Source organism: Pseudomonas sp. P4_C4, assembly GCF_056402055.1.
Window position 1 is genome coordinate 34,590 of record NZ_JBFUID010000035.1, and the last position, 13,454, is coordinate 48,043.

The 13,454-nt window shown below is 59.7% G+C and carries 14 protein-coding genes; 1 reads left to right on the plus strand and 13 read right to left on the minus strand.

Annotated features, from left to right (window positions below; all coding sequences use genetic code 11):
* Positions 1–3: 3 nt before the first annotated feature.
* The 7 genes from AC1DXW_RS18865 to AC1DXW_RS18895 form a co-directional block, all read right to left on the minus strand.
* A complete protein-coding gene (locus AC1DXW_RS18865) occupies positions 4–840 on the minus strand; it encodes an amino acid ABC transporter ATP-binding protein (RefSeq protein WP_477755411.1) in 837 nt (278 codons plus the stop codon).
* Positions 827–1,615 carry an amino acid ABC transporter permease gene (locus AC1DXW_RS18870; RefSeq protein WP_477755412.1) on the minus strand — a complete coding sequence of 263 codons (789 nt, stop codon included), beginning with the start codon at positions 1,613–1,615 and terminating at the stop codon, positions 827–829. Before AC1DXW_RS18870 ends, AC1DXW_RS18865 begins: the two co-directional genes overlap by 14 nt.
* Entirely contained in the window at positions 1,605–2,339 is a 735-nt protein-coding gene (locus AC1DXW_RS18875) for an amino acid ABC transporter permease (RefSeq protein ID WP_477755413.1), read from the minus strand. The genes AC1DXW_RS18870 and AC1DXW_RS18875 overlap by 11 nt, the downstream gene beginning before the upstream one ends.
* On the minus strand, positions 2,336–3,547 hold the full coding sequence (locus tag AC1DXW_RS18880) for an aminotransferase class I/II-fold pyridoxal phosphate-dependent enzyme (RefSeq protein ID WP_477755414.1): 1,212 nt from the start codon (positions 3,545–3,547) through the stop codon (positions 2,336–2,338). Before AC1DXW_RS18880 ends, AC1DXW_RS18875 begins: the two co-directional genes overlap by 4 nt.
* Positions 3,544–4,968: an FAD-binding oxidoreductase gene (locus tag AC1DXW_RS18885; RefSeq protein ID WP_477760311.1), complete on the minus strand. Its 1,425-nt coding sequence runs from the start codon at positions 4,966–4,968 to the stop codon at positions 3,544–3,546. The genes AC1DXW_RS18880 and AC1DXW_RS18885 overlap by 4 nt, the downstream gene beginning before the upstream one ends.
* Positions 4,965–5,816 carry a transporter substrate-binding domain-containing protein gene (locus tag AC1DXW_RS18890; protein ID WP_477755416.1) on the minus strand — a complete coding sequence of 284 codons (852 nt, stop codon included), beginning with the start codon at positions 5,814–5,816 and terminating at the stop codon, positions 4,965–4,967. The genes AC1DXW_RS18885 and AC1DXW_RS18890 overlap by 4 nt, the downstream gene beginning before the upstream one ends.
* 65 nt (positions 5,817–5,881) lie before the next feature.
* A complete protein-coding gene (locus AC1DXW_RS18895) occupies positions 5,882–6,724 on the minus strand; it encodes a transporter substrate-binding domain-containing protein (protein WP_477760312.1) in 843 nt (280 codons plus the stop codon).
* 252 nt (positions 6,725–6,976) lie between these two features.
* Between AC1DXW_RS18895 and AC1DXW_RS18900 the strand changes: the two genes are divergently transcribed.
* On the plus strand, positions 6,977–7,837 hold the full coding sequence (locus tag AC1DXW_RS18900; protein ID WP_477760313.1) for a LysR substrate-binding domain-containing protein: 861 nt from the start codon (positions 6,977–6,979) through the stop codon (positions 7,835–7,837).
* Between the two features lie 9 nt (positions 7,838–7,846).
* Here the strand turns inward: AC1DXW_RS18900 and AC1DXW_RS18905 are convergent, their stop codons facing one another.
* The 6 genes from AC1DXW_RS18905 to AC1DXW_RS18930 form a co-directional block, all read right to left on the minus strand.
* Positions 7,847–8,866: an ABC transporter substrate-binding protein gene (locus AC1DXW_RS18905; RefSeq protein ID WP_477760320.1), complete on the minus strand. Its 1,020-nt coding sequence runs from the start codon at positions 8,864–8,866 to the stop codon at positions 7,847–7,849.
* A 95-nt stretch (positions 8,867–8,961) separates the two neighbouring features.
* A complete protein-coding gene (locus AC1DXW_RS18910) occupies positions 8,962–9,177 on the minus strand; it encodes a TOBE domain-containing protein (protein ID WP_059404251.1) in 216 nt (71 codons plus the stop codon).
* A 117-nt stretch (positions 9,178–9,294) separates the two neighbouring features.
* Complete coding sequence (locus AC1DXW_RS18915; protein ID WP_477756034.1) at positions 9,295–9,501, minus strand: hypothetical protein; 207 nt, start codon at positions 9,499–9,501, stop codon at positions 9,295–9,297.
* Positions 9,498–10,418, minus strand: coding sequence for a homocysteine S-methyltransferase family protein (locus tag AC1DXW_RS18920; protein ID WP_477760314.1), 921 nt, complete (start codon positions 10,416–10,418; stop codon positions 9,498–9,500). The genes AC1DXW_RS18915 and AC1DXW_RS18920 overlap by 4 nt, the downstream gene beginning before the upstream one ends.
* Positions 10,415–11,464, minus strand: a complete 1,050-nt coding sequence (locus tag AC1DXW_RS18925) for an ABC transporter substrate-binding protein (protein WP_477760315.1) — start codon at positions 11,462–11,464, stop codon at positions 10,415–10,417. Before AC1DXW_RS18925 ends, AC1DXW_RS18920 begins: the two co-directional genes overlap by 4 nt.
* A gap of 13 nt (positions 11,465–11,477) precedes the next feature.
* Positions 11,478–13,367: an ATP-binding cassette domain-containing protein gene (locus AC1DXW_RS18930; RefSeq protein ID WP_477756037.1), complete on the minus strand. Its 1,890-nt coding sequence runs from the start codon at positions 13,365–13,367 to the stop codon at positions 11,478–11,480.
* Positions 13,368–13,454 lie beyond the last annotated feature (87 nt).

Here is a 13,454-nt window from a genome sequence, read left to right on the forward strand (position 1 = left end):
GTATTAGACGGACAGGCTGTAGCGACTCAGGTTGCTCAACAGATACGGATCATTGGCGATGGGCGGCCGGCGTCCCGAATCACCCAGGGCGTGGCGCAAAAACGCCCGGGTACGTTCGCTGGTGGGCTGCTGGAAGATCTGCACGGCGCTGCCGTGTTCGACGATCACGCCGTTTTCCGTGAAGTAGACGATGTCGCTGATCTCTTCGGCGAAGCGCATCTCGTGGGTCACCAGCACGCAGGTCATGCCCTCTTCGGTCAACTCGCGAATCACCGTCAGCACCTCACCGACCGTTTCCGGGTCGAGGGCCGAGGTCACCTCATCAAACAGAATCAGTTCCGGACGCATCGCCAGGGCGCGGGCAATCGCCACGCGCTGCTGCTGACCGCCCGAGAGTTGGCCCGGATAAGCATCGGCCTTGTGTTCCATACGCACCTTGGCCAACAAGGCGCGGGCGTCTTTCTCGGCCTCGATCCGGTTGCGCCCCAGCACCTTGCGCGGGGCAATCACCAGGTTTTCCAACACCGACAAATGAGGGAACAGGTTGTATTGCTGGAATACAAATCCCACGCGCTTGCGCAACTCGATGCGCTGGGCTTCCTGGGCCAGGGCGTGAACCTCGGTCGTGCCCACGCGGATGGTGCCGCGCTGGGACTGCAACAGGCCGGTGATGCAGCGCAGGATGGTCGATTTGCCCGAGCCGGACGGGCCGATGATCGACACGGCCTGACCGCGATGCACATCGAGATCGATGCCTTTGAGCACCGGGTTATTACCAAACGACAGGTGCAGGTCGCGCAGGCTGATCAAGGGCTCGGCGACGGTTTCAGGAGAAGGCATAACGTCGCTCCAGGCGTTGGGTGAGTCGGGAAATCGGGTAGCAATAGGCAAAGAACAGCACCAACAGGCTCAGGTAAATCACCACGGTGAAGCCGGTCATGTTCACGGTGTTGCTGGCGATCTGAGCGGTGTCGATCACGTCATGCACGCCCACCAGTGACGCCAGCGCCGTGCCCATGGTGATCACCGCATAAAGGTTCATCCACGGCGGCAACATGCGTTTGAAGCACTGCGGCAAGATGATCGAGCGGAAAATCTGCCCGCGAGTGAACGCCAGGGAACGTGCGGCTTCCCATTGGGTGCTGGGGATCGAGGCAATGGCGCCACGGAAAATTTCCGCGACGTTGGCACTCGCCGGCAACGCCAGGCCAATCGTGACCTTGACCCAGTCCGGGAAAGCGACATAGGCGCTGCCGATGTGGATCTCGAACGGGAACACATAGGTGGTGAAATAAATCAGCACCAGCCAGGGTGCGTTACGGAAAACCTGCACCCAGATCCGAGCCGGCAAACGCAGCAGACGCAGGGGCGACAGCGCCAACGCACCGACAAACGACCCCAACACAGACCCCAGGCCGATGGCGACGAGACTGATCAGAATGTTTTGGCCGAAGCCTGCAACCAGTGCCGGCGACCATTGCAGCAAGGCCTTGAGCACCGGGCTTTGCGGGGCGATCCAGATCAGCCAGAACACGGCGAAAATCAACAGCGACAGTTTCCCGACATGCCGACGAGGCCAGGCCACCGGCGCGGTGACGGACGATTCAATGGCCATAGCCGGGCATCCTCAGGCGCGCTTCCAGGTAGCGCCCCACACAATTGACGATAAAACTCAGCAGGCCGAAAAAACTCAGAATCAGAATCATCAGTTCCAGCACGTTGTCGCTCTGGGTCCAGATCATGATCGCCGCGTAAGTGATGTCCCCCACGGCAATGGCCGAGGCCACGGTGGTCATCTTCACCAGGTCGATCAGGTTGTTGATCAGCGACGGCAAGGCGAAGCGCACCGCCAGCGGCAGTTGCACATTCCACAGCAATTGGCGGCTGCTGAACGCAAGGGAACTGGCGGCTTCCAGTGTCACGGTCGGCACCGCTTCGATGCCGGCGCGCAAGGCTTCGGCATGGAACGCGCCCTTGTGCAGCGAGATCACGATCACCACCCAGGCGAACGGCGTCAGCGGGTTCGCCGCGCCGACCGCCTGGGTCAGCAGCATGTTCAGCACCAGGAACGCGCAATACAGCTGCACCAGCGTCGGCGTGTTGCGGGTGACTTCAACGAACACCCGTGCAGGTTTAGCCAGCCAGGGTTTCCCCGAGGTCAACATTGCCGCCAACCCGACACCGGCCAGCAGGCTGCCGACGATGGTGAACAGACATAGCAGCATTGTGGTCAGCGCGCCCTGCTCCAGGGTTGCGCGTTGATAGGCGTCCAGCAGAAAGCTGTAGTTCAGGCCGAACCCGGCGGTCCAGCGGACAAATGTTTCCAGCCAATGAATCATGCATTGCCCCGCAATTGATCACAGGCATGGGCGATCCGGCGCCCCGCTTCCGCGACGCTCTCGGTCGCAGTGGCGATAGACAAGCGAAACCACGGTGACAAGCCATAAGCGCTGCCCGCCACACCGGCCACGCCCTCCTCCAGCAGATAAGCCACGACATCGGCGTCGTTTTCCAGACGCTGACCGTCCGGGCGATAGCGGCCCAACAACCCGGCGCAGCGCACAAACACGAAGAAACCGCCCCGGGGTTCGAGCACTTCAAGGCCGTCCACGTTGCGTAAGGCGCTCATCAGTAAGTCCCGTCGTTGCTGATACGCCGCGACCTGCTCCGGCAAGAAACCCAGGCCACCCTCGAAGGCGGCCAACGCTGCGGCCTGTCCCACCGAGGAAGCTCCCGAAGTGGATTGCGACTGCACGACGGCCATGGCCTGGGTCAGCACCTGCGGCCCGGCACCGAAACCGATGCGCCAGCCCGTCATGGCGTAGGTCTTGGAAACACCGCCCACCAGCAGGCAGCGCGGCTGCAAATCCGGCGCAACGTTGAGCAGGCTCTGGGCCGGCTGACCGTCAAAGCGAATATGTTCATAGAGTTCATCCAGCAGAATCAGCACCTGCGGATGACGACGCAACACCTCGGCCAACCCTTGCAGTTCAGCCATGCTGTACACCGCGCCACTGGGGTTGCCGGGTCCGTTGAGGATCAGCCAGCGAGTGCGCTCGCCAATGTGTTGCGCCAGTTGTTGCGCGGTGAGCTTGCAGCCTTGCGCCAATCCGCATTCGATAAACACCGGCTCGCCGCCATTGAAGCGCACGCTGTCCGGGAAGGACGGCCAGTACGGGGTCGGCACCAGCACTTCATCGCCGTCGTCGAGGGTCGCGGCGAAGGCATTGAAGATGATCTGTTTGGCACCGTTGGCAATCACGATGGATTCCAGCGGATAGTCCAGACGGTTTTCCTGTTGGAGCTTGCGCTGCACAGCGACCCGCAAAGCCTTCACGCCTGGCATCGGGGTGTATTTGGTGGCACCGCCAGCGATGGCGGCATAAGCGGCCTGCTTGATGTGTTCGGGCGTGTCGAAATCCGGCTCGCCGGTGGTCAGGTCGAGAATGTCGCGACCGGCATCACGCAACGCCGTGGCTTGGGACTTCGCGGCAGCATTGGCCGACAGCGAAACACGCTGAACGCGTTTGGACAGGTGAAGATTCATGACTGAGCCACCTCCAATACCTTGCCCGGATTGAGCAGGTTTTTCGGGTCCAGCGCCTGCTTGATGCGGCGCATCAGGTCCAGTTCCACCGGACTTTTGTAGCGCTTGAGCATGTCCCGTTTGCGCTGGCCGGTGCCATGTTCGGCACTGATGGAGCCGCCATGGGCATGGGCGCTGTCATGAACCAGCAAGCTGAGCGCAGCGTAGTGAGCCATATGCGCCTCAACCGTCGAGTCAAGTGGATGAGCGACGTTGTAGTGAAGGTTGCCATCGCCCAAATGGCCGAACGTGAAATGGCGGACACCGGGAAAATGCGTCTGCAACAACGCATCGGTATGAGCGACAAACGCCACGACCTGGGAAATCGGCACTGAAATGTCGTGCTTCATGTTGCGACCGGCGCGTTTTTGCGCCTCGCTCATGTTCTCCCGTAACAGCCACAGGGCTTCGCTCTGGGCCAGACTTTCGGCGATCAACGCATCGGCCAGCAACTCGCGTTCGAAGGCCTCACTCAGCACTTCTTCAAACGCTTGACGGGCATGGCTTTCGCTGTGGTTGTCGGACAGTTCCAACAGTGCAAACCAAGGCTGCCCAGCACCGAGAAAAGGTTGCGGACCTTCTGGAAATTGCTCGCGCAGCAGCGCGAGACAGTTGGCACTGAGCAGTTCGAACGCGGTGAGGCTGGCGCCGAAACCGGCGCGGGCATGGGACAGCAATTGCACCGCCTGAGCCAAAGAATCGAAGGCCAGAAGTGCCGTCGACTGCGCCTTGGGCAAAGGGAAGAGTTTCAGGGTCGCGGCGGTGATAATCCCGAGTGTGCCTTCGCTGCCGATGAAAAGGTCACGCAGGTCGTAGCCGGTGTTGTCCTTGCGCAACCCACGCAGGCCATTCCAGATTTCACCCTCGGCAGTGACCACTTCCAGACCCAGGGTCAGCTCACGGGTATTGCCATAACGCAACACGGCGGTGCCACCGGCATTGGTGCCCAGATTGCCGCCGATGGTGCAACTGCCTTCGGCGCCCAGACTCAGGGGAAACAGCCGGCCGGCGTCACGGGCAACGTCCTGCACGGTTTGTAGAATGCAGCCCGCTTCGGCGGTCAGGGTGTCGTTGTCCGTGTCCACGGCTCGTACGCGATTCATCCGGTCGAGCAGCAGCAACACGGCGCGACCGCTGGCGTCCGGGGTGGCGCCACCCATCAACCCCGTGTTGCCGCCCTGCACCACCACCGGCGTATCGCAGGCCACGCAGGAACGAACCACCGCCGCGACTTCCTCGGTATTTCCCGGGTGCACGGCGGCGATCACCTGCCCCACGTAACGGCCCTGTTTGTCGGTCAGGTACGGCGCAGCCTCTTCGCTGCTCTGCACATGGCTGGCGCCAAGCAGCTGCTGCAAGGCCACAAACAACGGCCGACTCATGGCTGCACGGCCTGCGGCGCGGCGTTACGATATTGCTCGTGCAGGTCACGCAATGCCTGTGATGGCGCCATGCCGGTGCGCTCGCCCAACGCAATCAACCAGCCACTGCGGTGCCAGTCGCGCACAATGGCGTCCAGCTTTGCCTGGATATCGTGCTCGCCTTTACGTAACCAGATCACTGAGTTGGACGGGATCAAATCTCCCGGCAGCGGGATCTCATACCCGGCCCATTCGGCATCCCTCAACAACGCATGCATGGTCGGGCTGACATGCACCGCCGCCACACAACCATTGCCACGCAGTGACAACAAGGATTCGGACTGGCTACGGAAAGCCTTGATCTGTGCGCCGTAGGTTTCCTGCAACGGTTTGATGAAGTTGCTGCCCTGGGACACGCACACAGGCTTGCCCTTGAGGTCGGCCCACTGAGTGATGCCTGCGCCCTTGCGAATCAGCGCGGCACCACCGACTTCCTCATAGGGCGTGGGCACGTAATCGAGAATCTCGCCGCGCTCTTCAGTGAACTGCATGTTGGCGATCAGGATGTCGACCTTGCCCTGCTGCAGAAACTGCACCCGGTTCGGCGCCAGTACCGAGACGGTGTTGACCTCGACGCCCAGCGCCTTGGCGATGCCCTTGGCCAGTTCCACGTTATAGCCCAGATGCTCGCCGGTCTTGGGGTCGATGGTGCCGAACGGCGGACCACTGAGAATCACCCCAACGCTGATCGCGTGACGTTGCTCGATCTTCTCCAGCGTTGCATCGGCCTGGACGAACGTGGCAACCAGCCCGGCACACCCTGCCAGGCACAACGTGGTCAGGGTTCTAGCGGAAAAAACACGATTCATGCGCAGCTACCTTGTACGACCGTCGGGCAAGCGACGGTCTGTGAGAAACGATGGGGGGGCCGGACTCAGGCACCGTTGGCCTGGAATTGCTTTTGCAATTCCACCAAGGCCGGTGACGCGGGCGTAATGCGGTTGCGGGTCTGGGCCTCGATCAACCAGCCGCTGCGGTGCAGTTCCTTGACGATGGGATCGAGTCTGGCCTGAGTGTCGATTTCTCCGCGGCGGGTCCAGATCACCGAAGGCGCCGGGTTGAGTTCCGGTGTGAGCGTGCGATAGCCCTGCCATTCGGTACTGTCGGTGATCAACGGGTTGACCAGCGTGGCGTCATGCACGGCCGCGACGCAGTTGTTGCCGCGTAGCGCCAGCAAGGACTCCGACGAACTTTTGAACGCCTTGATCTCGACACCCAGTTCAGTGAGCGGCTTGATGTAGCTGCTGCCCTGAGAAGTGCAGACGGGTTGATTCTTCAAGTCTTCCCAGCGGGTAATCTTGCTGTCCTTGAGCACCGCTGCGGTGCCGCCCACGCGATAGAACGGCGTCGGCACGAACCCGAGGATCTCGCCGCGTTCGGCCGTCCATTCCATGTTGGCAATCAGCAAATCAACTTTGCCCTGCTGCAGAAACTGCACGCGGTTGGCGGGCAATACCGGCACCAGCTCCACCTCGGCGCCCAGTTGCCGACCCAGTTCCTGCGCGAGGTCGACGTTCAAACCACGTGGCTTCTGGGTTGTCGGATCGATCCCGCCAAAGGGACCGCCGGACAGCATTACGCCGACCACCAGCACGTGACGCTGCTGGATCTTGTCCAGCGTGGAATCGGCCTGAACACCGGCACTGGTCGCCAGCGAGATCAAGGCGCCCAGCATCACAGGCAACAATCGTTTTACAGGCGTGCGCTCAAGCAACATGGTTTTACCCTTCTGGATGATCGGCGTTCCCCGACCTGATGTGTGAGCATGCTAGGTATCACGATGACGTAACGGAAATTCAAATATCTAATATCGTTATAACTTGCGCATCACCCTCGAATAAAAAACTTTGATAATTCCAGCATTCATTGACCTCTTTAGCTTTCTCGTTAAAAAACCGGCAACAACACATAAAGCCATGTAATGTTTATGTTTGCGACTTTGATGTAAAAAACAGCCTTTGGAGCTGACATGTCGACCTCACCCACGCTCGATCTCGAATTGCTGCGCACCTTCATTGCCGTGGTGGATCACCACAGTTTTGCCGAGGCCGGCGCGCAGCTGGCCCGCACGCAATCGTCGGTCACCCAACACATGCAACGCCTGGAACAACTTGTCGGGGTGAACCTGTTCGAAAAACGCGGGCGGCAAAAACAGCTCACCGAAGCGGGCCTGCAGTTACTGCGCCATGCGCGGCAGATGCTTTCGCTCAACGACGATGCCCTGAGCTCCCTGCGAGAAAGCAGCCTGAGCGGCGTGCTGCGCATCGGTTCGCCCCACGACATCGCCGACACCATCCTGCCGCCGATCCTCAGCCGCATCGCCCGCTCGGCACCGCGCTTGCGCCTGGAGATCGACGTGGGTCGCAGTCCGTTCCTGATGGACGACCTGCACCGGGGCAAGGTCGACATGGTGATTTCCACCCGCGCAGACCCGACCCTTGAAGGCTTCGCCTTGCGCACCTCGCCGGTGTGGTGGATTTGCTCGGCCCAATACATCCATACTCCGGGCGAACCCTTGCCACTGATTCTCGTCGAGGAACCGAGTATCTATCGCCGCTACGCGCTGGAGGCCCTGGAGCGCGCCAACATTCCCTGGCGCCAGGCTTACCTGGCATCGAACCTGATCGGCATCAAAGCGGCGACGCGCGCGGGACTGGGCGTCACCCCCAGAAGTATGGAAATGCTCGGCCCGGACATGCGCGTACTGGGTGAAAATGACGGATTGCCGCGACTGCCAGACGTGACCTATCACTTGTGGATTCGCCCGAACACCGTAAACCCGCTAGTGCGTCGGGCGTATGAGTTGATTAAAAGCAGTCAAGGGCACTGATGCCCCGGTTCAGCTGCCCGCACCGCCGTGGGCTTCTTCAAAGAAGTAGTCCTTCCAGCTGGCCGCCTTGTTTTTCAGTACACCTAACTCCTGCAATTTCTCGGCATAGATGAAGGTGCGCTGTGGCACGACGGTAAAGTCGATTTCGGGGTCGGCGACGATTTTCTCAACCAGCGGCAAGGCCAGCTTCGACTGTTCCACCCGGATATAGGTCTGGGCTGCTGCAGGCTTGTCGGCCTTGATTATTTTCTCGGCCTCGGCCAGCGCGTCGTAGAACGCCTTGTAGGTTTTCGGGTTTTCGTCGTGGAATTTTTCAGTGGTGTACAGCACGTTAAACGTGGCCTGCCCGCCGAGTACGTCGTAGGAGCTCAGTACCTTGTGCACGTTGGGATTCTGCAGTTCCTGGTACTGGAACGGCGGACTGGAAAAATGTGAATTGATCTCTGAACCGCCAGCAATCAGCGCCGCCGTTGCATCCGGGTGCGCAAGGCTGATCGAGATATCGTCAAATTTCTTGAAATTGTCTTTGCCGAACTGTTTGGCCGTTTCGATCTGCAGCGTGCGCGACTGGAAACCGACCCCCGCCGCCGGTACGGCGATGCGATCTTTCTCAGTGAGGTCCTTGAGGCTCTTCACATTCGGATTATTCGTCAGCAGGTAATTGGGCATCGAGCCCAGCGAAGCAATGGCCTTGACGTTCTGCTTGCCTTTTGTCCGATCCCAGATCGTGAGCATCGGCGGCACGCCGGCTGACACCACATCCAGCGCGCCGGCCAATAGTGCCTCGTTCATCGCCGTGGCACCGGAGATGCTGTTCCAGTCGACCTTGATATCGAGGCCCTGCTCCTCGCCATGCTTCTCGATGAGCTGCTGATCCCGTACCACATCCAATATCAGGTAACCGATACCAAATTGCTGGGCAATGCTGATTTTGCCTTCGGCGTGAACGCCGGAGCTCAGTAACATACCCGCCGCAGTCAGTGAGGCCGCCAACACTGTCAACGCTGAACGCTTGAAGGGAGTTGCCATGAAATCCTCAAAGTCATTGCAAGATTCAAGAAACAAGAACGATAAAAAAGCGGCCGGGGCCGCGTTTTTTTTACTCAAGCCTGAGTCCGATAATCTCAGAGCTTGGCGATCGAGACTTCTGTGGATTTGACGAAGGCAATGACCTCGCTGCCGATTTTCAGTTCGAGATCACGCACTGAACGGGTGGTAATCACCGAGGTGACAATGCCGGACGCGGTTTGCACATCGATTTCAGAAACTACTTCACCTTCCACAATCTCCTTGATAACGCCCTTGAATTGGTTCCGAACGTTGATGGCTTTGATGGTCATGTGGGCTACCTGTCTGAGAGTGGGCAAATCAGCACTCATGTGCATGCCGTCAAAGTGCACCTCTTGCCTTGATATTAAAAAGAATAAATAACGATTTATTTATTCATTAAAAGAATATCAAATTTGACGAATACCAACCCTTCCCAAACGATGACTACGCGAGGCTGGCATGTCCCCAGCGCCATCGCCATCGCCATCGCCATCGCCATCACCATCAGCTCCGAGCACGTCCGGCAATGTCCTGAATGACGCCTCAGCGCCCCAAAAACAGCCGGCACCAAAAGTCGCCTGCTCAACCAGTGTTTCCTGTTGAAGATCGCTCATGTTCCAGCGCCCCCACTGTCCGCCAACAAGTGCAGGTGCAACTGCGCGATGTGCTCTGGGCCGATGCCACAGCATCCTCCAACAATACTGGCGCCAGCCGCTACCCAGGATCTGGACCAACGCAAGTATGACTCGGGATCCAGATCGCTACGAATCTCCAGCAACGTACTATTGGCTTTGGCCTCTGTGCTGACGGGAGGAAATGCGTTGGCGTAAACCCCTAGCTCAATGCTCTGGTCGAGGCTATCAAGAACATCTCGGGCTTCGGCCAGTGCCGCTGCCATTACTTCCGGCTGACTGCAATTGAACAGCACGACTCTCGCACCCAACTCGGCCGCCACGCGTACCGCCTCGCCGACTGGCTCAGTGGAACGCAGTTGCGGTGACTCATTGACCTCATCCAGAAGCGTAAACGACACCCACAGCGGTTTGAGCTCTGCGCCCAGCGCCTCCGCTACCGCCCTGACTTCAGCCGTAGAACTCTGAGTTTCCGCTAACCAGACATCGACATGCGCCCGCAACCCAACAATAAGCTCTCGATGGATCGTGACAGAACGTTGATGATCGAACAGGTCCGGCCGATAGGATCCGAGAGCCGGCGGTAACGAGCCGGCCACGGTCACCGGCTCGGCACTCTCAGACGCCGCCTGACGAGCGAGCCGCCCAGCCCGTTCAGCCAGCACTCGCCCCTTCGCGGCAAAGCGCTCTTCACCTATATGAAAAGGCACAACCGCGTAGCTGTTGGTGGTGATTATCCGGGCACCGGCATCCACGAACGCCCTATGAGCCCGAAGCACAAACTCGGGTGCCTCGATCAGTGCGAGCGCTGACCATTCAGGCTGACGAAACGGCGCCCCGATACGTTTCAGCTCGCGCCCCATACCGCCATCGAGTAAACGCAAAGAGACTTGACTCATTGGCTTGCACTCACTTTAGGYGCCGACGCGGACAGCCATTGATCAACCTTGGCGGTGTTCGCCTGAACCCACTCTTTGGCCGCGACGTCAGCCGGCAGTTTTTCCTTTTCGATCTTCAGGATCAGCTCATTGAGCTGCGCCGGGTCGATGGCGACATTCTTCAGGAACTCGGCAATTTTCGGGGCGCGTGTCTGCAAGGCTGCGGACGCCAGGACATGAACCTTGGCATCCGGGAAGGCACAGGTAATCTGACTTTTGTTCAGCCAGTCGGGATCGACCGTCGGGCTGATGAATTTCCAGCAGCCATCGACCTTGTAAAGCGGGTCACCTTTTTTGTTGTCCTGGGCGTAGCCGTCGAATGCGGGCTCTTCCAGGCGACGCAGGTCATAGGCCGAGAAGATCCAGTCCGGGGTGTAGGCATAAAACACCACGCCACGTTGCGCCTTGTAGGCCGAGGCCAGCTTGGCATAGGTCACCGAAGCTTCCGTGGACACCGACTCGAATTTATCGGCAAACCCGTAATCCTTGGCCTTGATCTGGCCAATGTAAGTCGACTCCCAGCCCGCCGGCCCCACCAGCAACTCAGCCTTGCCGCCACCCAGTGGCTCAAACAGCTTGGCCACTTCGGGCTTTTTCAGGTCGTAGATGGATTTAACGCCGTATTTGTCCTGCAAATACCCGGGGATATAGAACCCTTGTTCGCCCGCATAAGGCTTGACGTTTGGCACCAGTGAACGGGGGCCGCCCGTGACGTACCTGGCCCAGGCAGCCGACTGGTTGGGCAGCCAGATGTCGGTCAACACATCAACCGAGCCGTCGCCTTTCGCGGCGGCACTGAACAGCACCGCGACATCCCCGGCCAGGTACGATACATCGCCGTCCAGTCGGGTTTTGATCACCTCTGCGAGGATGCTCTGAATGGCGATTGCACCTGTCCAGTTCTGCTCGCCAATGACGATCTTGTCCTTGGCCAACACGGTTGCCGGGAGAATCAGGGAGGCCAGCAGCGCGGCTGCGCCCACAGTGCGCGATAAGTGTGTCTTCATGACAAGTCTCACGTTAGTTGTGCAGGTGATCTTGCTTGCGCAAGCTCGATTGAATGATTCGGTCAGGGATCAGCGCGCACAGGACAATCGCCACGCCGGCGAGCATGCCCTCGCCACCCTTGATATTGCGCAGTGCTGTCATCACGTCATAACCCAGTCCGCCGGCGCCGATCAGCGCGGCCACAACCACCATCGACAGGCTCATGACGATCGTCTGGTTAATCCCCAGCAACAGCGAGCGGCGAGCGAGCGGCAGCTGCACCTTGATCAGGGTTTGCCAAGGGCTGGCGCCGTGCGCGACGGCGGCCTCGACAGCGTCCTTCGGTACTTCCTGAATACCCAACGAGGTCAAACGGATCATCGGCGCCAGCGCGAAAATCACCGTCGCGATCACGGCCGGGGTCTTGCCCACCGAGAAGAACGCCACGGCAGGAATCAGGTAGACAAAGGTTGGCAGCGTCTGCATGACATCCAGCAAAGGTGTGAGCAGCCGTCGTACCAGCGCCCGCTTCGCCAGCAGAATGCCGGTGGGCACACCGATGACCAGCGCAATCAGTACCGACGAACCGACCAGCGCCAGCGTAGCGATGGTTCGCTCCCAGAAGCCGAACAGGCCGATGTACAACAACGCCGCGCTGCTGGTCAGCGCCAACGCGACGCCAGCCGAACGCCAGGCCAGTAACACCAGCGCCAGCGCCGACACCGTCCAGGGCAGCCAGCCCAGCAGGTTTTCAATCCCTTCGATGACGGTGCGAACGGCAACGATCACGCCGATAAACGCCCCCTCGAACGTGACCTGAGACCAACCGATAAATTCGTCAATGCTCTGCGCTGCCAGCAGTAGCGCCTGGCGATTGGCCGGGAACTGCAGCACCGCATTCGTCGTGTCAGGCGTAATGACTCGCCAGACCACCAAGGCCTGACTGACCAGCAGTACCACCAAGGGCAGAACCCAACCCGATGCGTTTCGTCGCACGGGCGCGCGGCTCAGCGAGAACGCAGTGAAGCGGCTGGCAGCGAACACGGCGACTGCCGCCAGCACCGCAAACAACGATGAATTGGCAATGCCTTGACCCAGGACGGCCAATGCCGCGAGTTCGCTGGCAAACGTAAGCCAGAACAATCCGCCCTTACCCCGCGCCGCCAGGGCCGCCGGCCCCAGCAAAAGAGTTTGCCACCCACGCAAGCCAGGGGAAGCGGACTGCTCGCGCAGTTCACTTTCTGGAGCCTTGAAGCTAACGCTGTCCACGCTGTACAGAGGGGATGGTGTGGATGTGCAATCCCGAAAAAAGTCCGCGACTTCGGCGTCAGCGGGATGTTCAAGCAACTGTTCTGGAGTGCCCAACTGCACCAGACGGCCATGGCGCAGCACAGCTATTCGGTCTGCCAGGCGTATGGCTTCGGCCGGATCATGCGTGACTAGCAAGGTGCTGATGCCGCGCTCGCGGGCCAGTGCAAGGAAATGGCTTTGCAGATCACGGCGGATGGTTGGGTCCAGAGCACTGAAAGGCTCGTCCATCAGCAGAATTTCAGGCTCCGTCACCAAGGCCCGTGCCAGGCCGACACGTTGCTGCATGCCGCCGGAGAGCTCATGCGGATAATGCTCACCCCAACCTTCCAGCCCTACCGCCTGCAACTGCAGGGAGGCTGCCGCGTGACGAATCGACTCACGTTCGCCGCGCAACTCCAATGGAAGCGCGACGTTATCCAGCACTGTGCGGTGAGGTAACAAACCAAAATGCTGAAACACCATACCGATGCGTCGCGACCTCAAATCACGTAAAGCCTTGTGGCTCAACCCGCTGATCGCTTGACCTTCGATCAAGACTTCACCACTCGTGGGTTCGATCAAGCGGTTGATGTGACGCAACAACGTCGACTTGCCGCTTCCAGACGTCCCCATCAAGCACAAGACCTCGCCCCGACGCACCTTCAAGCTGACATTGCTCACTGCCGGTGGCGCAGAAGAACCTTTTTTTCGCAGATAAGC

Coding starts and splice junctions, on each gene's coding strand:
- AC1DXW_RS18880 (WP_477755414.1), bottom strand. CDS start 3,547: ATGAATCTTCACCTGTCCAAACGCGTTCAGCGTGTTTCGCTGTCGGCC.
- AC1DXW_RS18930 (WP_477756037.1), bottom strand. CDS start 13,367: ATGGGGACGTCTGGAAGCGGCAAGTCGACGTTGTTGCGTCACATCAAC.
- AC1DXW_RS18890 (WP_477755416.1), bottom strand. CDS start 5,816: ATGAATCGTGTTTTTTCCGCTAGAACCCTGACCACGTTGTGCCTGGCA.
- AC1DXW_RS18920 (WP_477760314.1), bottom strand. CDS start 10,418: ATGAGTCAAGTCTCTTTGCGTTTACTCGATGGCGGTATGGGGCGCGAG.
- AC1DXW_RS18895 (WP_477760312.1), bottom strand. CDS start 6,724: ATGTTGCTTGAGCGCACGCCTGTAAAACGATTGTTGCCTGTGATGCTG.
- AC1DXW_RS18870 (WP_477755412.1), bottom strand. CDS start 1,615: ATGGCCATTGAATCGTCCGTCACCGCGCCGGTGGCCTGGCCTCGTCGG.
- AC1DXW_RS18865 (WP_477755411.1), bottom strand. CDS start 840: ATGCCTTCTCCTGAAACCGTCGCCGAGCCCTTGATCAGCCTGCGCGAC.
- AC1DXW_RS18910 (WP_059404251.1), bottom strand. CDS start 9,177: ATGACCATCAAAGCCATCAACGTTCGGAACCAATTCAAGGGCGTTATC.
- AC1DXW_RS18915 (WP_477756034.1), bottom strand. CDS start 9,501: ATGAGCGATCTTCAACAGGAAACACTGGTTGAGCAGGCGACTTTTGGT.
- AC1DXW_RS18900 (WP_477760313.1), top strand. CDS start 6,977: ATGTCGACCTCACCCACGCTCGATCTCGAATTGCTGCGCACCTTCATT.
- AC1DXW_RS18875 (WP_477755413.1), bottom strand. CDS start 2,339: ATGATTCATTGGCTGGAAACATTTGTCCGCTGGACCGCCGGGTTCGGC.
- AC1DXW_RS18905 (WP_477760320.1), bottom strand. CDS start 8,866: ATGGCAACTCCCTTCAAGCGTTCAGCGTTGACAGTGTTGGCGGCCTCA.
- AC1DXW_RS18885 (WP_477760311.1), bottom strand. CDS start 4,968: ATGAGTCGGCCGTTGTTTGTGGCCTTGCAGCAGCTGCTTGGCGCCAGC.